This window comes from Aeromonas sp. 600276, from assembly GCF_049175815.1.
In the GTDB taxonomy this organism is placed as follows: domain Bacteria; phylum Pseudomonadota; class Gammaproteobacteria; order Enterobacterales; family Aeromonadaceae; genus Aeromonas; species Aeromonas dhakensis.
The window spans coordinates 141789-162198 of record NZ_JAAKVU010000012.1 but is presented as its reverse complement, the minus strand read 5'-3'; the positions used below and the strand labels follow the sequence as shown (position 1 = coordinate 162198).

Sequence of the window (20410 nt, the reverse complement as noted above, 5' to 3'; positions counted from 1 at the left end):
GAGCAGCTCGGTAGCTCGTCGGGCTCATAACCCGAAGGTCGTCGGTTCAAATCCGGCCCCCGCAACCAACTATTTGTGTCCATGGCAGGCAATGCCGCGCGGTGGAGACGAAGACAGCAAGGGGCAACTGCTCTGCCTCTTGTGGTGGCAATACAATTCGGACGCGGGGTGGAGCAGCTCGGTAGCTCGTCGGGCTCATAACCCGAAGGTCGTCGGTTCAAATCCGGCCCCCGCAACCAACTTCCCTTCTTTATTACCTTGTTCCTCTAGCTCGTCATCCAGCCGCCTCGCGGTCTTTCTGCTTTGTCTCCTTTTCGCGCTTGATATTGATTTTCAAGTGCAATCTGGCTGTGACCCCGCTTTGTTGGGTATCATCTCTGGTATCTCTTCATGGACGAGGGCCTTGCCCGATGATGCAACCATTTACCTATCTGCCGCCGCAGATCGACATTCACGACGCCAGCCTTGCTGCCGTCCTCACCAATGGCCTGGCCGCCAACCTGCTGATCTGTGCCGAAGAGCGGCGCGAGAGCCTGCTGGCCCTGCCCGAGCTTGCCGCCGTCAGCGCCCAGATCGCGCTGGGGCAGAAAGCCCCCTACAGCCTGGTGCTGCACAATACCCTGCAACTGTTGGTCTTCCTGCCAGCCCGTCCCTCTCGCGATCATGCCCTCTACAAGCAGGTGCGCAGCTGGGTTGCGCCGCTGGCCGGGCTCAAAATTGAGCGCCTGGGGCTGCACCTGGAGGGGTTTGACGAGGCCGATACCACTCTCCTGGCCGAACTGGCGCTGGCCACCCTGCTGGCGGCCAACGTGCCGCTGCCAAGCCACAAGCATCGCAGCGAAGATCCCTGGCGCTACCAGCAGATCGCGGTCTCTCCCAATTGCGTGCTGGATCTGGCGCGGATCTATGCCGAGGCCGAGGGCAACGGCATCGCCCGCCATCTGGCGGTGTCGCCCGCTTCCGATCTGACCGCCCGCAGCTACCGCGAATGGGTACGTCAGCTGGCCCAGAGCGAGGGGTGGCAGTGGCATGAGTACGATCAGGCCCAGCTGGCCGAGCAGGGGGCCGGTGCCTTCATCGCGGTGGCACGCGGCTCGGAAGACAACCAGGCCGCCATGGTCAAGCTGAGCTACTGCCCACCCAATGCGGTGCGGCGAGTGGCCCTGGTGGGCAAGGGGATCTGTCACGACTCGGGCGGCTACAACCTCAAGGTCTCCGGCAGCATGTACGGCATGCATCTGGACATGGGGGGCAGCGCGGTGGCGCTGGGCACGCTTCACGCCATCAGCCGGGCCAGGCTGCCCTATGAGGTGCACTGCTGGCTCGCCATCGCCGAGAACCACATAGGCCCGCTCGCCTATCGGCCGGGGGAGGTGGTGACCGCCCTCAATGGCACCACCATCGAGGTGGTGGATACCGATGCCGAGGGACGCATGGTGCTGGCCGACACCCTCAGCATGGCGGTGCAGGACAACCCGGATCTGCTGATCGACTACGCCACCCTGACCGGGGCCTGCAAGCGGGCGCTCGGCAGCCGTTACAGTGGCGCCTTCACCAACCGGCCCCAGTGGCTGAGCGAGCTGATCAGCCTGGGTCAGCGCAGCGGTGAGCGAGTCTGGCCCTTCCCGCTGGATGAGGATTACGACGACAACCTCGATAGCGAGTGGGCCGATCTGTTACAGTGTGCGCCCGGCGCCTCGCCGGATCACATCGATGCGGCCCGCTTCCTCAGCCGTTTCGTGCCTGCCCAGACCCCCTGGCTGCACCTAGACTTGAGTGGTTTTCGCAACAAGGGCGGCAATGGTGTGGTCAGCAGCGAGGTGACTGGTTTCGGGGTCAGATTGACGCTGGAACTGCTGGCTAGCCCGCTGGGGCGGCGCAATGAACTTGATCAACCAGAACAGTAAGGGATCCCGTGAAAGAACCAAGTTATGACTGGGTGTTGTTCGATCTGGATGAAACCCTGGTCGATTTCCCGGTCGCTCAGGCGCTGGAGCAGACACTGCACATTTACGGCGTGACGCCGACTCCGCCCAAGATGGCGGAGTACCACGCCCTCAATCACCGGCTCTGGCAGCAGTACAACTCCGGCGAGATCGATGCCGTCCACCTGCAGCAGACCCGTTTCTCCCTCTTTGCCGAGCAGGTGGACGTGGCGCCGATGGCGATGAATGACACCTTCCTGCAGCAGATCATCGCCTTGAGCGTGCCGCTGGAGGGGGTAGAGGAGACTCTGCAGGCGCTGAAGAGCAAGGTGAAGATGGGGATCATCACCAACGGTTTCAGCCTGCCCCAGCGCGGGCGCCTCGACAAGCTGGGCTGGCAGGCCTGGTTCGAGCCGCTGGTGATCTCGGACGAGGTGCAGGTGACCAAGCCGGCGCCGGCCATCTTCCAGCACGCGCTGGCACTGATGGGTCAGCCGAGTCCGGCGCGGGTGCTGATGGTGGGGGACAACCCCAAGACCGATATTGCCGGCGCCGCGGCCCAGGGGCTGGCGACCTGCTGGTACAACCCGGCCCGTCAGGAGGGTCCGAGCGAGGCGACTCACGAGATCCACCACTTCGCCCACCTCTCGGCCATCGTGCTGGGCGAATAGGAACGCCATTTTCCTCTGCTGCGCAGGGGAAATGAAAAAAACAAGGCAGCCCGCGGGCTGCCTTGTCTGTATCCGGCTCTTGCTAGCGGCCGAGGCGGGCCAGCAACCAGGACTCCAGCAAGGCCACGCCGGGCGCCAGCACCGCTTCGTCGAAGTCGAACTCCGGGTGATGATGGGGCGCCGCCAGATTGGCCCCCAGGATCAGGTAGGCCGCCTGGCCGCCGTTACGTTGCACCCGCTCGATGAGAAAACCGGCATCCTCGCTGGCGCCGAAGCGGCGGGTGTGAATGGTCTCCAGCTTGAGCGCCTGGGCGAGCGGGATGATCTCCTCGAGCAGGGATGGGCTGTTGTCGATGCCGATGGCCTCGCCCTGCTTGCGAATGAGGTAGGTGGCGCCCTGCATCATGGCCGCCCCTTCCACCATCTGCTGCACCTGGCTGAACATGTAGTCGTTGAGGGCCGGTGTGGCGCCCCGGGTCTCTCCCTGCAGCAGGGCATGGCCCGGGATCACGTTGCGGCCACTGCCCGCATGGAGCTGGCCCACGTTGATGCGGGTCATGCCATCGCGATGGCGGGCGATGCCGAGCATGGCGGTGGTGGCCATGCAGGCCGCCGCCAGCGCATTGCTGCCGGCGTTGGGCTCGAGCCCCGCATGGGCGGCGCGCCCCATGAACTCCACGTCGAACTTGGTGGAGCAGAGAAATTCGGTGGGATTGACTACCAGCTCGCCGCTGTTGGCATGAATGCCGATGTGCAGCGCAAGCAGGGCATCCACGTCGTCGAGCTGGCCACCGGCGGCCAGCGCCTTGCCGCCGCGACACCCCTCTTCGGCGGGCTGGAAGAACAGTTTGATACGGCCGTTCAGCTGATCGGCGAGGGCGGCGATGCGCTCGGCCAGCACCAGCCCGATGGCGGTATGGCCATCATGGGCGCAGGCGTGCATCCAGCCGGGGTTGCGCGAGTGCCACCCCTCCTGGCTGGGGGGATGCAGCTCATCCTGGCTCTCCTCGACCTCCACCGCGTCGATGTCGAAGCGAAAGGCCAGGGTCGGGCCCGGTCGGCCGCTGTCCCACAGTCCCATCACCCCAGTTATCTCTTCGATCCGGCCCAGCCAGTCCGGATGGGCGCCCTGGCGCAGGGCTCGCTCCTTCTGGGCTTGCACGTCTATGTTGCGTCCCATGATGAGGTTGCTGGCCAGCAGCTTGTCACCCAGCATGATGGAGAAACCGAGTTCATTGAGGTGGTGAGCGATGAGGGAGCTGGTACGAAATTCACACCAGGCCGCTTCGGGCAGACGATGAAGATCACGACGCCAATGGCTTAGCGCATCCTGTGTCATGGTAATTCCTGCATGGCGAATCCAGCGGATATTGTGACGGGCAGGGGGGCAAGAGTAAATCCCGCAGACACAAATGCAACAGGGGGAGCCACTGGCTCCCCCTGTTTACGCTGCCGTGGCACGACAGCTCTGTTTATATACACCGACTGGTGCTAACCACCTTGTCTGCACTCATTTTCGATGAAACGACCAAAAATGACTGAATGCGGTGAATTAACCAGCGCACTGGTGCCTATCGTTGCCCATGCTGATCACGAAGTGGGCAACCAACCGGCTCAAAGCTGTGACAGCGACGGCAGAGAGACGGCAACCAGAGTGAAAAACACGGTGAAAACGGCAGTAACCACAAACTCTTTCATATTATTGTCTCCCTTGGCTGACTGATGATGGAACCAAGATACCACAATTACGCAGTAAAACAATAGTAAAGTGTATTTATGTGGCCATAGTTGTCGCGTAGCGCTCGAAAGCGTCATTTTTATAAATCTAAGGCTGTTTTATCAGCTTCAAGATGGGTGTTGGGCATGCACTAGGATTTGATGTTGTTTTTATTTAATTAAATCAATGCATTATCTTTATTCTTGTTGTGTCTCACTCAGGGTCTTATATGAGGCTTTTTTGGTTTTTTAAAATTTTGTCGGCAAAAGCAGACAGTTTTGCTGGCGATGGAGTGAGTCTGGCATGGTTTGGACTGCTGTCAGCCCCATTTTCCCTACCCCCCAGCATTTCTTGTCGTGCTCCGGGGATTTTTCCCTGTCGTGACGCCACCTTCTGGCGGCAGCACGCTCGCAAATTTGCAGAAATCCTGTGATTGATGACAGTCGTGCAACCATTTAACCGATCCTGTTCGACTCTTTTCACGGCATGTTGGCGGCTCGATGGGGGCTGCTGATGGCAGGTACATGACCACTTGATGATAAGGAGGGTGAGCTGACTGCACAGGTCGCGATGGCCCTGTGCAGTGTTTCGCTGCGAGCCAATGGCAGGTGGGGAGGCTTGCTGGCTGCATCGCCCTGACCGGGCTGCCTGAAGAGGCGAGGGGAAGGCAGGGAGCCATGGGTGGAGGTAACGGCAGACATGGCCAGAGGGTGGAATGGAAGCGGGCGTGCCGGCAGGTGGCCCGCGCCAATAAAAAACCCTCCAGCGGAGGGTTTTTTGTCACAACAGCCTGAACAAGCGGGGCTTAGAACAGGGTGGTGGAGAGATCGTAGAGCTCCTGGTTGAACGGACGCTTCAGGTTCTCGATGCAGTCGATGATGTCGTGGTGCACCATCTCGTTGCCCTGAATACCGACGCAGCGACCACCCTGACCGGCCAGCAGCTGCTCGACGGCGAAGGCGCCCATGCGGCTGGACATGATGCGATCGCGGGCGGTCGGGGAGCCACCGCGCTGGATGTGGCCCAGGATGGTGGCGCGGGTTTCGCGACCTGTCATGGCCTCGATATCCTTGGCCAAGGCGTTCACGTCGGTGACATGCTCACAGATGGTGATGATGGCGTGGCGCTTGCCTTTGGCTTCCCCTTCCTTGATCTGTTGCAGCAGCTTCTCTTTGTCGAAGGCCACTTCCGGCACGATCACGTACTCGGCACCGCCGGCGACGGCGGCAGACATGGCCAGGTCGCCGCAGTGGCGACCCATGATCTCGACCACGGAGATGCGGTGGTGGGAGCTGCAGGTGTCGCGCAGACGGTCGATGGCATCCACTACCACGTTGAGGGCGGTGTCAAAGCCGATGGTGAAGTCGGTACCGGCGATGTCGTTGTCGATGGTGCCCGGCAGGCCGATGCAGGGGAAACCCTCTTCGGTCAGCTTCTTGGCACCCATGTAGGAGCCGTCACCGCCGATCACCACCAGGGCGTCGATGCCGTGCTTTTTCAGGTTCTCGATCGCTTCGGCGCGCACTTTCGGATCTTTGAAGGCCGGGAAACGGGCGGAGCCGAGGAAGGTACCGCCACGGTTGACCACGTCGGAGACACTGTGGCGCTCCAGCTTGACGATACGGTCCTGGTGCAGACCGAGGTAGCCATCATAGATGCCGTAGACTTCCAGGCCATGATGCAGGCCGGCGCGCACCACGGCGCGAATGGCTGCGTTCATACCCGGTGCGTCGCCACCACTGGTCAAAACACCAATACGTTTGATTTGTTTGGTCATGAGTGCCTCTGGATCTGAGTTGTCGAATACGAAAGGGTTAAATGAGACAAGCCACTTTTACTATATCGGCTTTCATATGGGATGCGCTGGCTGCCATAGGAAAAGCGATACGCAGGAGGGGGCAAGCGCCCCCTCCAAGGCAGCCGATTACTTGGCCGCGCCAGCGATGATCTGGGAGAAGTCGTCCACTTTCAGGGACGCACCGCCTACCAGGCCGCCGTCGATGTCCGGCTGACCGAACAGGTCGGCAGCGGTAGCACCGGTCACGGAGCCGCCGTACAGGATCTGTACCTTGGCAGCCACGGTGGCATCAAACCCGGCCAGGTACTGGCGGATGTGAGCGTGCACGGCCTGTGCGATTTCCGGGGTAGCGGTCTTGCCGGTGCCGATGGCCCATACCGGTTCGTAAGCCACGACGGCGTTCTCGAAGGAGGCGATACCGCAACGGTCGATCACGGCTTTGAGCTGGGTTTCGACCACGGAGTTGGTGGTGCCGGCTTCGAACTGGGCCAGAGTCTCACCGATGCACAGCACGGGGATCAGGCCGCCTTTCTGGATGGCTTCGTACTTGGCAGCAACCACCTCGTCGGTCTCTGCGTGCAGGGTACGACGCTCGCTGTGGCCGACCAGGGAGTAGGTGCAACCGAAGGCTTTGAGCATGGACGGAGCGTTCTCGCCGGTGAAGGCGCCAGACTCGTGAACGTCGGCGTTCTGGGCACCGTAGGCAATCTTGCTGCCGGCGGTCAGCTGCTCAACCAGACCCAAAAAGATAACCGGCGGGCAGACGGCGACTTGTACAGAAGGATGAGCGGCAGCCGCCGGGGTCAGTCCTTTGATCAGTGCTTCGACGGAAGCCTTGGTGCCGTTCAGTTTCCAGTTACCCATTACCAGGTGCTGTCTCATCTTCTATATCTCCTAGGCATTTGATTGCGCGACATTATATGAATTGAACCGAGCCCAAGATAGCTGACCCGGCGGCAAATGACGTAATTTTTTTTCGCTTTCCTGATCCAAATCAGGAATGAAAGGCTCGATCGCTCAATCGGTGACCTGACCCCGCAGACGGGCCCACCATACCCCAATCCATTCGTGAATGGCAGCCTCGGAATACATCAGATAGCGCCCCTTGGGCAGGTAGCTGTAGAGGGGTTGCACCACCTGGCTCTGCTTGGCGGTGTAGTCGGTGGGGGCCGGCACGGCATTGAGTCCCTGACCCTGATAGAGCGCCATGGCCCGCGGCAGGTGGGTGGCCGAGCTCACCAGCGCCACCCGCTTGCCCTTGAGATGCTGGCTGATGCTGACCGCCTCGTCGTGGGTGTCTTTGTTGTTTTCAAACAACGTCATCCGCGAGCGCGGGATGCCGAGGCTTGCCGCCATGCGGGCGTTGACCTCGGCGTTCGAGAGAGGATCCCCCGACACATAGCCCGAGAAGATGAGCTCCGCCTGCGGATAAGCCTGGGCCAGCCGTACCCCCTCCAGAGTGCGGGCCAGGGCGATGTTGTTCTGCCAGCTGCGCTCAGGGACGGCCGGGTCGCTCACATGGCCGTTGCCGAGCACCACGATGGCCTCGATGTCCGGATGCTGGCTCACCTCGAAGGGGGGGAAGGTCTGCTCCAGCGGGCGGGCCAGCTGGTAGCTCACCGGCCGCATCCCCATCAGAGCGACGATGAGCAGGGCCAGGGTCGCCAGCAGCTTGCCGGTTTTCTGAAAACGGGTGAACCAGAGCAGCAGCAGCGCCAGCAACAGCAGGGTGACGGAGAAGGGGAGCGGCATCAGCAGCTGACCCAGCCACTTTTTAAGCACAAACACGGCAGAGAGTTCCTTGAGTTTTCAGCAAATTCGGGATGTGACAGAATACCTCTCTTTTTTGGGATGGCCACAACCCTGTGGCGCAAAAGTTGAGTTTCTCCTTGAAGCACGATCAGAGTTTCGACGGGCGGGCCGACAAGTTCGCCCGCAACATTTATGACTCCACCAAGGGGCGCATCCGCACCACAGTTGTGTGGAGCGACATCGAAGCCTGCCTGGCCCGCCTTGGCAACCGGCCCCTGCGCATCCTGGATGCGGGCGGCGGCTTTGGCTACTTCGCCCAGAAGCTGGCGGCCATGGGCCATCAGGTGGAGCTGTGCGATCTCTCCGCCGAGATGCTGGCGCTGGCCCGCAGCCAGATCGCCGAGAAGGGGCTGGAAGACAGAATTCGTCTCATCCATTGTCCCATTCAGGATCTTAAAGCACACGTGACCGGCACCTTCGATCTGGTGCTCTGTCACGCGGTGCTGGAGTGGCTCGCCGAGCCGCGCCAGACCTTGCTCGGTCTGTTCCCTTTCGTCAATGCCGGGGGCATACTGTCGCTGCTTTTCTACAACCGCCACGGCCTGCTGTTCCAGAGCCTGGTGGTGGGCAATTTCGATTATGTGCGCCTGGGTCTTCGCAAGAAGCGGCAGACGGCGCTGACCCCCACCAATCCCCAGCTGCCGGAGCAGGTGTATGACTGGATTGGCCGGGGTGGGCTCAAGATCATCGGCAAGACCGGGGTGCGGGTGATCCACGATTACATGCGCCACAAGCAGGATCAGCTGGAGAAGTTCGACGATCTGCTGGCCATGGAGCAGCAATATTGCCGGCAGGAGCCGTTTATCTCCCTGGGGCGCTATATCCACGTGATGGCGCAGAAACCCGCCGGCTGAGCCCCTTTTTTCGATGCTACCGGATGTAGCCGCGCGCAGGGCTTTGCGCCCAATACAACAACGAGATGACAACGTCATGATGAGTACATCCCGTACCCTGCCAGAGATGGTGGGATGGGTCAGGCAGGAGGGGCTGGCGTTGAGCCTGCCCACCGACCGGCTGGCCTTTCTGATTGCAATCAAGACCCTGTCCGAAGATGAGTCGGACCTGTCGGAAGCGGCCCTGCACGATGCCTTCGGCTACGTCAGCAACGCCTTCGGCCAGATGGACGAGACCCTCACCGGTCGCGCCAACAACGCCATCAACGATCTCATTCGCCAGCAGCTGCTGTCGCGTTTCAACACCGACATGGTGGCGGGGGAGAGCCTCTATCGCCTGTCGCGTCTTGGCATGAGCATCGTCGACTTCTTTATGGATCAGCGCCAGGTGGACTCCATCAAGCTCTCCATCCTGCTCGAGCACCTGGCGGCCGAGCTCGACACCGCCCGCAAGGCGGCGCTCGAGACCAACACCCGCGAGCAGTGGGATGCGGAGGTGCTGCCGCGCCTCACCTTCTCCCTGGAGGAGACGCTGGGACGCATCGATCTCACCCAGCGCGCCATGGATGAGCAGCAAAATCAGGTCAAAAGCGAGATCGCGGCCCTGCTGACCCAGAACTGGGTCGATGCCATCCACAGCTGCGAAAAGCTGCTGCACGAGACCGGCCAGACCCTGCGCGAACTGCAGGATACCCTGGACGCCGCCGGCCACCGTCTGCAGGCGGGCCTGCTCAACATTCAGGAAGCGGCCCAGGGGCGCGAGGATCTGTTCCACGTCGAGGAGCTGACTCACGCCCTGCAGGGGCGGCTGGACGTCATCACCAGCTGGGGCCAGCAGTGTATCGAGCTGTGGGCCCGCTACGACAGGCACGTCCACAAGTTCATCCGCAACGCCATCGACATGGACAAGAACCGCGCCTTCAGTCAGCGGCTGCGCGAATCCATCCGCAACTTCGATCAGCACAACTGGCAGCTGCGGGTGGCCGAAGAGCCCCGCCTGCTGGAGCTGCGCGACGAGACCATCGCCATCCACGACGAGGAGGTGACCGGCGAGGTGCCCCTCGAGATGGAGTACATGGAGATGGTGGACATCAACCAGGAGCTGGCCGAGCGCATCGAGCGCTACCTGGCCCGCTACCCCGAGCAGGGTCAGCAGCTGGATCTCGCCGACGTGCTGCGAGAATACCTGCTGGACTACCCGGCCCATGCCCACTTCGACGTGGCGCGTCTTCTGATCGACCAGGCCGTGCGCCTGGGCCATGCCAGCGGCGAGCACCAGCTGCATCGTCAGCCCGCATGGAAACCCATTAACCAAGCTGGATCCAAGGTTCAGGCCTATGTCATTGATCAATACTGAATTTCCCTTGCCGCTGCGGCTCGCAGAGGCGATTGCCAACCCCTTGTTTCCGCGCATCGACACCGCCTTGCGCTCCGGTCGCCACATCAGTGCCGACGAGTTCGAGCAGCACTCGGCGCTGGTGGAGTATCACCAGGAGCTGGAGATCTTCTACGGCCGCTATCAGGTGGAACTGATCAAGGCGCCGGAAGGCTTCTTCTACCTGCGCCCGCGCCCGAGTGCCGACATCGGCACCACAGTCCTCTCCGAGCTCGACATGCTGGTGGGCAAGGTACTCTGCTACCTCTACCTGAGCCCGGATCGCCTCGCCTCGGAAGGGGTGTTCGCCATGGGCGAGCTGCAGGAGGAGGTGTTGAGCCTGGCCGACGAGAAGCAGCTGCTGCGGATGGTCAACAGCCGCTCCGGTGGCACCGATCTCGACAAGAAGAAACTGCTGGAGAAGATACGTACCTCCATGCGCCGCCTGCGCCGCCTTGGCATGATCACCGCCCTTGGCAACAGTGACAAATTCCGGGTCAACGAGTCGGTGTTCCGCTTCGCCGCGGACGTGCGCTCCGATGAGGATCCGCGCGCCGTGCAGCTGCGGATGATCCAGGAGGGGGAGGCCATCTTCCACGACGACGAAATGCCGAGCAGCGACTCGCTGTTTGACGATATCGAGGCGGACCTCGATGAAGAACAACTGGATCTGGAGGTATAAAAGGTGCGAGGCAAGTTCAAATCCCTGACCATGGTCAACTGGAACGGCTTCTTCGCCCGGACCTTCGATCTCGATCAGCTGGTCACCACCCTCTCCGGCGGCAACGGTGCGGGCAAGTCCACCACCATGGCGGCCTTTATCGCGGCCCTCATCCCCGACCAGTCCCTGCTCCACTTCCGCAACACCACGGAAGCAGGCTCATCCAGCGCGTCCCGCGACAAGGGGCTCTACGGCAAGCTGCAGCGCGGTCACTGCTACTCGGTGCTGGAAGTGATGAACAGCCGCGAGCAGCGGATCTGGGTCGGCGTGCACCTGGAGCAGGTGGCCAACCGTGACAACAAGGTCAACATCACCCCGTTTGCACTGGTGGATGTGCCGGACAATCTGGCACCCACCGATCTGTTGCTGGAGAAGCTCGACGACGGCAAGGGCCGGGTACGTGCCTTCGCCGATCTGAAAGGGGCGGCGGCCGAGCTTGGCGCCATCAAGGTCGCCAAGTTCAATACGGTGACCGACTATCACAACTTCATGTTCGAGTTCGGCATCACCCCGAAGAAGCTGCGTGATCAGAAGGATCGCGGCAAGTTCTATCGCCTGATCGAGGCCTCCCTCTACGGTGGTATTTCGTCTTCCATCAGCCGCTCCTTGCGCGAATACCTGCTGCCGGAGAACTCCGGCGTGCGCAAGGCGTTCCAGGACATGGAGGCGGCCATCTATGAAAACCGCCGCACCCTGGAAGCGATCAAGGAGACTCAGGGCCAGCGGGATCTGTTCAAGAACCTCATTACCGAGACCACCCACTATGTGGCGGCGGATTACGTGCGCAACGCCGCCGAGAAGAACCGCCTCTCCGAGCTGGCCCTCAAGGCCCGCCAGGAGCTTGCCGGCAAGCGCCGCCTGCTGGCCGAGGAGAAGCAGCGCGCCATCTATCTGACCGACGAGGTGGAGCAGCTCACCAACCGCGAGAAGCTGCTGACCGACGAGCTGGAGTCCGCCGCCGAGCACTTGGCCAAGGTGCTGGCCGCCGTGGCACTGCAAAAAAAGATCGAGATGTATCGCGCCGATCTGGCGGATCTCTCTGACAAACTCGAACAGCAGCAGGCGGTAGTGGAAGAGATCCACGGCCAGTTGCTGGAGGTGGAAGAGCGCAAGGAGCTGGCCCAGTCAGAAGTAGACAGCCTCAAGACCCAGCTGGCCGACTATCAGCAGGCGCTGGATATCCAGCAGACCCGCGCCATCCAGTACCGTCAGGCGGTGCAGGCGCTGGAGACTGCCCGCGAGCAGTGCGAGCTGCCGGGGCTGACCGCCGAACAGGCGAGCGACACTCTGCACCAGTTCCGCGCCGCCGAGCAGAGCCTCACCAGCCGGGTGCTGGGGGCCGAACAGCAGCTGGCGCTGGCCAAGGCGGCGGTGGCCGAGCACGAAGCGGCGCTGGCGCTGCTTTTGAGCATCGCCCCCGAGACAGTGCGCGAGGCCGCCTGGCCCACCGCACAGGCGCTGCTCAAGCGTCACATCGAAGACAAGGCCCGCATCGCCCAGGGGCAGGGGCTGCGCGCCGCGCTGGCTCGCCTCGAGAAAGAGAGCGAAAGCCAGCAGGCGCTGCTGCGCTTGCGTGACGAGCTGCAGCAGGCCTCTGGCCAGCTGATCGCCAGCCAGGACGAGCTGGAGTTGTTTCTTGAGGCCCAGCGTACCCGTCAGGAGGAGCTGGCCGAGCAGCAGGCCGAGGTCAATCAGCGCCGCGCCAGCCTTGAGCATCAGGGCAGCCAGCTGGGCCGCGATATCGCGGAGCTGACCAAGCTGGCCCCGCGCTGGCTCAAATCCTTCGAAAAGCTCGAGCAGCTGCGCGAGCAGAGTGGGCTGGCGCTCACCACCGCCGAAGAGCTTTCTTCCGGCATGCAGAGCGTGCTCGACAAGGAGCGCGAGTTCGAGCAGGAGAGCAACCGCATCGCGGCGCAGAAACAGGCGCTGGAGCTGCAAATTCGCAACCTGCAGCTGGGGGCTGGTGAGGCAGATCCGCGCCTGGCACGTATTGCCGAGCAGGTGGGGGGCGTGCTGCTCTCCGATGTCTACGACGACATCTCCATCGACGATGCCCCTTACTACTCCGCCCTCTACGGCCCGGCTCGCAGCGCTCTGGTAGTGCTCGATCTCGAAGGCGCCATCGAGCGGCTGAAAAAGCTGGAAGATTGCCCGGAGGATATCTACCTCATCCAGGGCAACCCCGACTCCTTTGACGAGGATCTGGTGGAGGCGGACGAGCTGGGGGACGCCGTGCTGGTGCGCACCAGCAAGCGTCAGGTGCGCTTCTCCCGCTACCCCGAGCTGCCGCTGTTTGGCCGCGCCGCCCGTGAAAAGCGGATCGAGCAGCTCGACCTTGAGCGTGAAGGGCTGATCGAGGGTTACGCCAAGGCCGCCTTCGAGCAGCAGAAGTACCACCGTCTCTACGGTCACTTCCGCGACTTTATTGGCCAGCATCTGGATATCGCCTTCCGCCCCGACCCCGAAGCCGAAGTGCAGGCCAAACAGGCCGAACTGCGCGCGCTGCAAGGGACCATCGGTGAGTGCGACAAGCAGCTGGCCGAGGCCAAAGCGGCCGGCGCCCAGCTGACCCGTCATATCCAGCTGGTGCAGGGGATGCTGCCGTTTGCCCACCTGTTTGCCGAGACAGAGCTGGCGGCCCGCCTCGAGGCGGCTCACGCCGATGTGGAAGCGCTAAAACAGGCCGAAGCCTTTATCGCCAAACACGGCAAGTCGCTCGAGAAGCTGGAAACCATGGTGCAGGTGCTGCGTCAGGATCCGCAGGATCTTGCCGCGCTGCAGGCCGCCTATGATGAGGTGAGCGACCTGCTGGCCGAGCAGAAACGCCGTTGCTACGCCCTCGATCAGCTGGTGGCCCGTCTGCCGCACTTTGCCTATCAGGATGCGCAAGACCTGCTGGGCAAGGCCTCCGAGATGAGCGAGCGACTCAAAGAGAAGCTCAAGGCAGCTGAGCTGGCTGCCCGCACCGCCGGCGAGCAGCACAAGCAGATTGCCCAGCGCCACACCGAGGCGTTGCAGCTGCGCACCGCGCTCAACTCCAGCGTCGAGGCCAAGCGCCAGACCCTGACCGAGTTCGAGCAGGAGCTGGCGGCCATGGGGCTGACCCTCTCTGACGACATGGAAGAGAAGGCGCGCGCCCACAAGAAAGAGATCGAAGAGCTGCTGATCCGCACCCGTTCCCGTCGCACCAGCGCCGAGGCCCAGCTGCAGGTGACCAAGCGCGAGATCGAATCTCTCGGCGGTCGTCTCAAGCTGGAAGGCAAGGATTACTACGGCGCCCGCAAATCTCTGGTGGGTCACAAGGCGAGCTGGTCGCGGGTGGTGCGGCTGGCGCGGGAGACCGACGTCGAGAAGCGCCTCAACAAGCGCGAGCTGGCGTACCTTGACAGTGACGAGCTGCGCTCCATGTCGGACAAGGCCCTCGGCGCCCTGCGGGTGGCGGTGGCCCACGACGAGGCCCTGCGCGATGCGCTGCGCCTCTCCGAGGGCAACCGCAGCACCGAGCAGAAGGTCGCCTTCTACGTGCAAGTCTACCGTTACCTCAAAGATCGCATCCGCAACGACATCATCCGCTCCGATGATCCGGTGGAGGCCATCGAGGAGATGGAGATCGAGCTGGCCCGTCTGGCCGATGAGCTCAAGCAGCGGGAAACCCATCTGTCGCTCTCCTCTCACGAGGTGGCGGCCAAGATCACCAACATCATCCGCCGCGAGCAGAATCGCATCCGGGTGCTCAACCAGGGTCTGCAGAACATCGCCTTCGGTCTGGTGCGCGGGGTGCGTCTCAACGTCAATATCCGCGAGGCCCACACCCGTCTGCTGACGGCGCTGGCTGACCAAACCGCCATGCACAACGATCTGTTCGCCGACAAGGAGCTCAGCTTCTCCGAGGCGATGGCCAAGCTGTTCCAGCGCCTCAACCCGCAAGTGGAGCAGGGGGATCGCAGCTATCAGGTGATGGGCGACGTGCTGCTCGACTATCGCAACTACCTGGAGCTGGAGATCGAGGTGCAGCGCGGGGCCGATGGCTGGCTGCGGGCCGAAAGCGGCGCGCTCTCCACCGGCGAGGCGATCGGTACCGGTCAGGCCATCCTCTTGATGGTGCTGATCAGCTGGGAGGAGGAGTCCCGCCGTCTGCGCGGCAAGGACATCGCCCCCTGCCGTCTGCTGTTCCTCGACGAAGCGGCGCGGCTTGATGGCAAATCCATCGCCACCCTGTTCGAACTGTGCGAGCGGCAGGACATGCAGCTGCTTATCGCGGCGCCCGAGAACATCAGCCCCGAGAAGGGCACCACCTACAAGCTCATCCGCAAGGTGCAGGGCAAGCACGAGCACGTGCATGTGGTGGGTCTGCGTGGCTTCGGCTTCGCCGACGACAAGCTCATCGCCTGACAGAGGCTGACGGACGAGGTATGAAAACGGGAGGCTTGGCCTCCCGTTTTGTTTGGAAACTGTGGCAAAGTAGCGGCGCGGCCCTGGCAGGCCGGCATCACGCCGGTTTGCTCACGCCCGCTACCGCTTCATTGGCATCGACAACCCCGCAGGGGAGCAAGGACAAGGCACATGGTTGAAAAGGGGCAATTTTTGCGAAAGGGGCTGCTGCTGTCGCTCACCGTGCTGCTGGCCGCCTGCAGCAGTCGCTATGACGAGAGCCACGGCGGTAGCTGGCGCGGCTATAGCGAGACGGGGCTTGCCTCCTACTACGCCGATCGCTACCACAACAAGCGCACCGCCAGCGGCGAGCCTTACCAGCGCCACGCCAACACTGCCGCCCACATGGAGCTGCCCTTCGGCGCCATGGTGCGGGTCACCAACCTCGCCAACGGCAAGAGCGTGGTGGTCAGGGTCAACGACAGGGGCAATTTCCCGCGCGGGCGCATCATCGATCTCTCCAAGGCGGCGTTCAGCGCCATCGGCAATCCCCGTGCCGGGCTTATCAAGGTGAAGATAGAGGCGCTCTAGTCACCGGGTCTGCATGTGCTGGTGCCCCTCCATACCCGAGCCGCTGGAAGAGGGCGCTTCCCAGTGATCGCGGGCCATCTTCTTCATTCCATTGGTGATGTTGCCAACACGACTTCCCATTTTCCGGTGTGCCATTAAGATAGCCAAACGAAAATCAGGGAGTCTTTGCCATCTGGCGGCAATCGGTCAGGCGGGCATCGGGCAGGAGCAGGGGAGGTTGAATGCATATGGAACACCCCTTGCCGTGGGTGGAGGCGATCATGTCTCCCTTCAAAGGGGTGACAGGGGAGGATTTCACCGGCGTTTGCTGCAACCGGGCATGGCATGGTGTGTGAGACACCCCTTCAATCCCCTGCTCATGTTTCGCCGCTAAGGAGCAGGCTATAAAGAGAGACGTTATTCACAGGGAGGAGCAGAACATGACTGACAAGCGCGCCATTCAGGCAGTGGCCATCCCCGAGCACAAGGCAAAGTCCCTTTATCCGGAGCCCTTTGCCTCCCTGGTCAAGCACCGCACCCGGCGCAGGCTGGGGGATCATTTCGGCCTCGCCAATTTCGGGGTCAATCTGACGACCCTGGCACCGGGGGCCATCTCGGCGCTCAAACACCATCACGGCCTGCAGGACGAGTTCGTCTATGTGCTCTCGGGCAATCCCACCCTGCGCCACGGGGAGGAGGAGTACCGGATGTCGCCGGGGGAGTGCATCGGCTTCAAGGGTGGCAGCGGCCTGGCCCACCAGTTGCTCAACCACGGTGAAGTGGACGCCGTCTATCTCGAGGTGGGGGACAGGCTGCCAGGGGACACAGTCGACTATCCCGACGACGATCTGGCCCTGGTACAGGGGGCCGATGGCGCCTGGTCAGCCAGACACAAGGATGGCAGCCCCTACTAGGGTGCCTCTTCGCGCAATGAGAGAGACCTCCATGGTGTTCAGCCCCTTTTCTGTTGTCAGGGCCGAGGATTTTCTGCCGCTGCTCAACGACGAGACGCTGCGAAAGCACCTGATCCCTCACCCGCTTTTCGATGTGGCAGGGGTGCGCGACTGGATGGCGTACAAGCTGGGAGTCGACGCCCGGCCAGGCTGCCGCGTGCGCGCCATCTTCCTCGACGACACCCTGGTGGGATGGTGCGGCATCCAGCCCGATGACGAGGGGGTGGAGCTTGCCATTGTGCTCGCTAGGGCCGGCTGGGGAAGCGGCGTGGCGATTTTCAACGAGATGATGGGGTGGGCGAGGGAGCTTGGCCATCGGACGATCCTCTTTCACCTGCTGGATACCCGCCCACCTTACCGCTCCCTCGCCAGACGGGCCATCTGGGTGAGGAAAACACGCCTGGGCGAATACCCCTTCACTACCTATTGCCTTGACGTTGAACGCTGGTCTGCAGACCCTTAGCCCTTAGCCAGGGGGTAGCAAGCCGTGCCGCCTCCTAGCGGGTCACGTTGACACCCTTTGCGCAATGATCCCTCCCGCTCGTTTGTTCCTCTGTGCACGGCGTGGTGAACACTGTGTTCATTCTGCCCCCCTATATGGTCCCCACCATCCTGCCTACACTGGGCAACTTCTGATGGGGGTGCATCCGGCACTATAAATAGCTGTCTAGGCTGCACTCTCTAGTGTGTTGACGATGTAAAACGGAGAAGGATGGATGAAAAAAGAGACAGACAAACGGGTGTCGATCGCCGTGCTGAAGGCTCGCACTGGCATGAGAGAGCAACTGCGCCGCGAGCTGCTCAAGCTTATTGCGCCGACGCGGCGCGAGCCGGGCAACCTGGATTACGTGCTGTTTGAATTGCAGGACGAGCCGGGCACCTTCTACATGCGCGAGGCGTTCGTCAATCAGGCCGCGCTGGACAGCCACTGCCAGACGGACTATTTCCAGGCCTTTGCCGCCCAGGCCGAGGCGCTGCTGGCAGAGCCGCTGCGGCTGATTTTTATGGAGGAGGTAAGCCTCCCTTAAACCCATCGGGCCCACGGTTGGCCCGATTTCTTCCCATGTCAGGTGCCGCACCGGACGCTATCCCCCGTCATCTTCCCCTTGATTTGCTTTCCTGCATCCTCCGACGAGGAACGTCTCATCACACTTATGCCACCGGTTTGTACCTGCAACCTTTTCATCTCCAGATTGTTTAGTAAGATACCCAAATGAAAATCAACATTGGGGCCAAACCCCGCAGCATCGTCACCATCGCGGGGGCTGTGATGGGGGGATTGGCCGTCATGGCGCAGAACAGATCAGAGGGATGAAATGGAGATAACACTGGCAGGGATCCCGCCAAGTGAGTGTGAACAGCGCTTTGCGGCCGTCAAAGAGGGGATCTTTTCCTATGTCGAGGCTGTGTTTGGCTGGGATGACGAGATGCAGCGCGCGCGGTTGACCAGCGAATATGAGCCGCACTGGTTTTCGTGGATCCTGGTAGAGGGCGAGCGAGTCGGCCTGCTCTGCTGCAAGCCATACGAGGATGCGCTGCACGTCCATCTGCTGATCATCTTCCCTCGCCATCAGGGCCGGCAGCTTGGTTCTGCCGTCATGGCGCGGCTGCAACGGGAAGCGGCATGTGAGGGGAGGGGGCGGGTGACCCTGTCGAGTTTTACCGTCAATCAGGGGGCGCTGCGGTTTTATCGGCGCCTCGGTTATCAGGTGGTGGCGGAGGAGCCGGCGTTCGTCTCCTTGTCCCGGCCGGTGACGAGAGAAGAGTCATGGGGTGCCCATGATTGAGGGAGCGTATTGATGGCAAGGCTGGATATTTTAACGGTTCCCGACCCCAGGTTGAGAGTCAAGGCCGAGTGGGTTGAGGATATTGCGGCCGTGCAAGGCTTGGTCGATGACATGCTGGAGACCCTCTATGCCACCGACAATGGTATTGGTCTCGCCGCCACGCAAGTGGGGCGCAAGGAGGCCATCGTCATCATCGACCTGTCGGAAAAACGGGATCAGCCGCTGGTATTGATCAATCCGCAAGTGATAAGCGGTAGTGAACCGGCGTTTGGGCAAGAGGGGTGTCTCTCCGTACCCGATTATTACGCCGACGTCGAACGTTACAGCACAGTGGTGGTGTCGGCGCTGGATCGTCATGGCGCCCCGATCACGGTAAAGAGCAGCGATTTCCTGGCCGTCGTGATGCAGCATGAGATCGATCACCTGCAGGGAAATCTGTTTCTCGATTATCTCTCGCCGCTCAAGCGCACTATGGCGTTGAAGAAGGTAAAAAAGCACTTCAAGGCGACATGACGCGATATTTCATGCGGCACGTTACATAACCATTTGATTATCTGCACAGGATGACGGGGTAACCATGTACAAGGTTGGTATTGTTTTATTTGATGATTTCACCGATGTGGATTTTTTCTTGATGTATGACCTGCTTGGGAGAAGCAAAGATAGCTGGTCGGTGAAAATACTGGGAACCAAACCGGAGCACGGCTCTGCACTGGGTATCAACGTAAAGACGGATGGACATGTGACGGAAGCCCGTGATCAGGATGTGGTGCTGATCACCAGCGGGCAGCGTGGCATCCCTGCCGCGCTGCAGGACCATGAGTTCATGTCCGCGTTGCGACTGGAGCCGCAGCGGCAGCTGATTGGCTCAATATGCGCAGGTTCATTCATATTGCATGAACTGGGTTTGCTGAAGGGAAAGAAATTGACAACCAACCCTGCAGCCAAAGCCCGGTTGCTGGAGATGGGGGGAGATGTTCAAGACTCTCCCCTGGTCGTGCAAGGAAATATTGCAACGGCAGGCGGCTGCCTCTCCTTGGTTTATTTGATTGGCTGGGTGGCCGAACGGTGTTTTGGTCCGGAGAAGCGCAGGTTGATCCAGTCTCAACTTATTCCTGCCGGACAAATGGAAATCTTCGAAAAACTTATATCTTCCACCATCAGAGATGCTGAGAATGCATTTGACTGATGTCATCCAATGCTCCTGAGCTCGGTTCAGACCATGACAAGCAAGCGCTATGACAAGGATGGTGAATGAACCTCGCGTTCAACAGGGTCAATCTGGCCCGTGACTATGAGTTTTGTGTGGCAGCGCGCCGGGACGCCTATGTGTGCAGCTTCCATCGCGACGACGGATTTGACGCGTTCCTGGCGGGCTATCGGGAACGGATGACGACGAGGCTGACCAGCCGGGAGTGGCATTATCTGCATGTATGGCGCGGTGGCGAGATAGTAGGGCAGCTGGAATTTCGTACCTCTTCATCCGAGCCGGATAGCGGCTACGTTCACCTGATCTATTTGACGCCGCAGGCGCGCGGACAGGGCCTGGCCGCATTGCTGCTCCAACACGTTGCCCACACAATGCAGCAGGCCGGTTGCCGGCGGGCAGTGCTGTCGGTCAGTCGCCTCAACCTGCGTGCGCTGCGTTTCTATCGACGCTGCGGGTGGCGATATCTTGGGCCAAACCCCAAGCATGCCGAGACAGATTTTTATGAATACCGGTTGCCGGACCCGGCTTGAAACTGGGCAAGCGATCTGAGCCGAAGACGGTGGGAGCGCATCCGCACCCTGAATGACGATATGAACAGGACAGGCTG

Annotated in this window: 18 protein-coding genes and 1 tRNA gene; 15 read left to right on the top strand and 4 right to left on the bottom strand. The window is 61.4% G+C overall.

Annotated elements, in window-relative coordinates; all coding sequences use genetic code 11:
- Window positions 1-162 precede the first annotated feature (162 nt).
- The 3 genes from G5134_RS13735 (at window position 163) to yjjG (ending at window position 2596) form a co-directional block, all read left to right on the top strand.
- Window positions 163-239: transfer RNA gene (locus G5134_RS13735), tRNA-Met, on the top strand.
- Between the two features lie 171 nt (window positions 240-410).
- Entirely contained in the window at window positions 411-1907 is a 1497-nt protein-coding gene (locus G5134_RS13730; protein WP_065017680.1) for a M17 family metallopeptidase, read from the top strand.
- 8 nt (window positions 1908-1915) lie between these two features.
- Window positions 1916-2596 carry a pyrimidine 5'-nucleotidase gene (gene yjjG / locus G5134_RS13725; protein WP_065017679.1) on the top strand — a complete coding sequence of 227 codons (681 nt, stop codon included), beginning with the start codon at window positions 1916-1918 and terminating at the stop codon, window positions 2594-2596.
- Between the two features lie 82 nt (window positions 2597-2678).
- Here the strand turns inward: yjjG and G5134_RS13720 are convergent, their stop codons facing one another.
- The 4 genes from G5134_RS13720 to elyC form a co-directional block, all read right to left on the bottom strand.
- Complete coding sequence (locus G5134_RS13720; protein WP_065017678.1) at window positions 2679-3935, bottom strand: M20 family metallo-hydrolase; 1257 nt, start codon at window positions 3933-3935, stop codon at window positions 2679-2681.
- 1183 nt (window positions 3936-5118) lie between these two features.
- Window positions 5119-6090 carry a 6-phosphofructokinase gene (gene pfkA / locus G5134_RS13715; protein WP_005300508.1) on the bottom strand — a complete coding sequence of 324 codons (972 nt, stop codon included), beginning with the start codon at window positions 6088-6090 and terminating at the stop codon, window positions 5119-5121.
- A gap of 147 nt (window positions 6091-6237) precedes the next feature.
- Window positions 6238-6993 (bottom strand): triose-phosphate isomerase, encoded by a 756-nt coding sequence (gene tpiA, locus G5134_RS13710; RefSeq protein ID WP_065017677.1) that lies wholly within the window; start codon window positions 6991-6993, stop codon window positions 6238-6240.
- Window positions 6994-7128: 135 nt separating this feature from the next.
- Entirely contained in the window at window positions 7129-7899 is a 771-nt protein-coding gene (elyC, locus tag G5134_RS13705) for an envelope biogenesis factor ElyC (RefSeq protein ID WP_042049455.1), read from the bottom strand.
- 101 nt (window positions 7900-8000) lie between these two features.
- Between elyC and cmoM the strand changes: the two genes are divergently transcribed.
- The 12 genes from cmoM to G5134_RS13645 all read left to right on the top strand — a co-directional run bounded on the left by cmoM (window position 8001) and on the right by G5134_RS13645 (window position 20333).
- Complete coding sequence (cmoM, locus tag G5134_RS13700; protein WP_010634083.1) at window positions 8001-8777, top strand: tRNA uridine 5-oxyacetic acid(34) methyltransferase CmoM; 777 nt, start codon at window positions 8001-8003, stop codon at window positions 8775-8777.
- A 76-nt stretch (window positions 8778-8853) separates the two neighbouring features.
- The gene (gene mukF / locus G5134_RS13695; protein ID WP_005300519.1) at window positions 8854-10173 is read left to right on the top strand and encodes a chromosome partition protein MukF; all 1320 of its coding nucleotides are present in this window, start codon (window positions 8854-8856) and stop codon (window positions 10171-10173) included.
- On the top strand, window positions 10154-10873 hold the full coding sequence (gene mukE / locus G5134_RS13690) for a chromosome partition protein MukE (RefSeq protein ID WP_005300522.1): 720 nt from the start codon (window positions 10154-10156) through the stop codon (window positions 10871-10873). The genes mukF and mukE overlap by 20 nt, the downstream gene beginning before the upstream one ends.
- A 3-nt stretch (window positions 10874-10876) precedes the next feature.
- Entirely contained in the window at window positions 10877-15304 is a 4428-nt protein-coding gene (gene mukB / locus G5134_RS13685) for a chromosome partition protein MukB (protein ID WP_065017675.1), read from the top strand.
- A gap of 171 nt (window positions 15305-15475) precedes the next feature.
- Window positions 15476-15874 (top strand): septal ring lytic transglycosylase RlpA family protein, encoded by a 399-nt coding sequence (locus G5134_RS13680; RefSeq protein WP_017410169.1) that lies wholly within the window; start codon window positions 15476-15478, stop codon window positions 15872-15874.
- A 419-nt stretch (window positions 15875-16293) separates the two neighbouring features.
- Window positions 16294-16767 carry a cupin domain-containing protein gene (locus G5134_RS13675; RefSeq protein ID WP_065017674.1) on the top strand — a complete coding sequence of 158 codons (474 nt, stop codon included), beginning with the start codon at window positions 16294-16296 and terminating at the stop codon, window positions 16765-16767.
- 16 nt (window positions 16768-16783) lie between these two features.
- Window positions 16784-17269 (top strand): GNAT family N-acetyltransferase, encoded by a 486-nt coding sequence (locus G5134_RS13670; protein WP_065017673.1) that lies wholly within the window; start codon window positions 16784-16786, stop codon window positions 17267-17269.
- 253 nt (window positions 17270-17522) lie between these two features.
- Complete coding sequence (locus G5134_RS13665) at window positions 17523-17834, top strand: putative quinol monooxygenase (RefSeq protein WP_065017672.1); 312 nt, start codon at window positions 17523-17525, stop codon at window positions 17832-17834.
- A gap of 288 nt (window positions 17835-18122) precedes the next feature.
- Window positions 18123-18593, top strand: a complete 471-nt coding sequence (locus G5134_RS13660) for a GNAT family N-acetyltransferase (protein ID WP_065017671.1) — start codon at window positions 18123-18125, stop codon at window positions 18591-18593.
- Window positions 18594-18605: 12 nt separating this feature from the next.
- Window positions 18606-19106 carry a peptide deformylase gene (def, locus tag G5134_RS13655; protein WP_065017670.1) on the top strand — a complete coding sequence of 167 codons (501 nt, stop codon included), beginning with the start codon at window positions 18606-18608 and terminating at the stop codon, window positions 19104-19106.
- Between the two features lie 64 nt (window positions 19107-19170).
- Window positions 19171-19782, top strand: a complete 612-nt coding sequence (locus G5134_RS13650; protein ID WP_065017669.1) for a DJ-1/PfpI family protein — start codon at window positions 19171-19173, stop codon at window positions 19780-19782.
- Between the two features lie 65 nt (window positions 19783-19847).
- Window positions 19848-20333, top strand: a complete 486-nt coding sequence (locus G5134_RS13645) for a GNAT family N-acetyltransferase (RefSeq protein ID WP_065017668.1) — start codon at window positions 19848-19850, stop codon at window positions 20331-20333.
- Window positions 20334-20410 lie beyond the last annotated feature (77 nt).

Bases quoted from the DNA above. Each gene is read 5' to 3' on its own strand.
- mukF (WP_005300519.1), top strand. From the start codon at position 8,854: ATGATGAGTACATCCCGTACCCTGCCAGAGATGGTGGGATGGGTCAGG.
- G5134_RS13645 (WP_065017668.1), top strand. From the start codon at position 19,848: ATGAACCTCGCGTTCAACAGGGTCAATCTGGCCCGTGACTATGAGTTT.
- G5134_RS13665 (WP_065017672.1), top strand. From the start codon at position 17,523: ATGAAAAAAGAGACAGACAAACGGGTGTCGATCGCCGTGCTGAAGGCT.
- G5134_RS13650 (WP_065017669.1), top strand. From the start codon at position 19,171: ATGTACAAGGTTGGTATTGTTTTATTTGATGATTTCACCGATGTGGAT.
- G5134_RS13720 (WP_065017678.1), bottom strand. From the start codon at position 3,935: ATGACACAGGATGCGCTAAGCCATTGGCGTCGTGATCTTCATCGTCTG.
- tpiA (WP_065017677.1), bottom strand. From the start codon at position 6,993: ATGAGACAGCACCTGGTAATGGGTAACTGGAAACTGAACGGCACCAAG.
- G5134_RS13730 (WP_065017680.1), top strand. From the start codon at position 411: ATGATGCAACCATTTACCTATCTGCCGCCGCAGATCGACATTCACGAC.
- def (WP_065017670.1), top strand. From the start codon at position 18,606: ATGGCAAGGCTGGATATTTTAACGGTTCCCGACCCCAGGTTGAGAGTC.
- mukE (WP_005300522.1), top strand. From the start codon at position 10,154: ATGTCATTGATCAATACTGAATTTCCCTTGCCGCTGCGGCTCGCAGAG.
- G5134_RS13670 (WP_065017673.1), top strand. From the start codon at position 16,784: ATGAGAGAGACCTCCATGGTGTTCAGCCCCTTTTCTGTTGTCAGGGCC.
- G5134_RS13675 (WP_065017674.1), top strand. From the start codon at position 16,294: ATGACTGACAAGCGCGCCATTCAGGCAGTGGCCATCCCCGAGCACAAG.
- G5134_RS13660 (WP_065017671.1), top strand. From the start codon at position 18,123: ATGGAGATAACACTGGCAGGGATCCCGCCAAGTGAGTGTGAACAGCGC.
- G5134_RS13680 (WP_017410169.1), top strand. From the start codon at position 15,476: ATGGTTGAAAAGGGGCAATTTTTGCGAAAGGGGCTGCTGCTGTCGCTC.
- pfkA (WP_005300508.1), bottom strand. From the start codon at position 6,090: ATGACCAAACAAATCAAACGTATTGGTGTTTTGACCAGTGGTGGCGAC.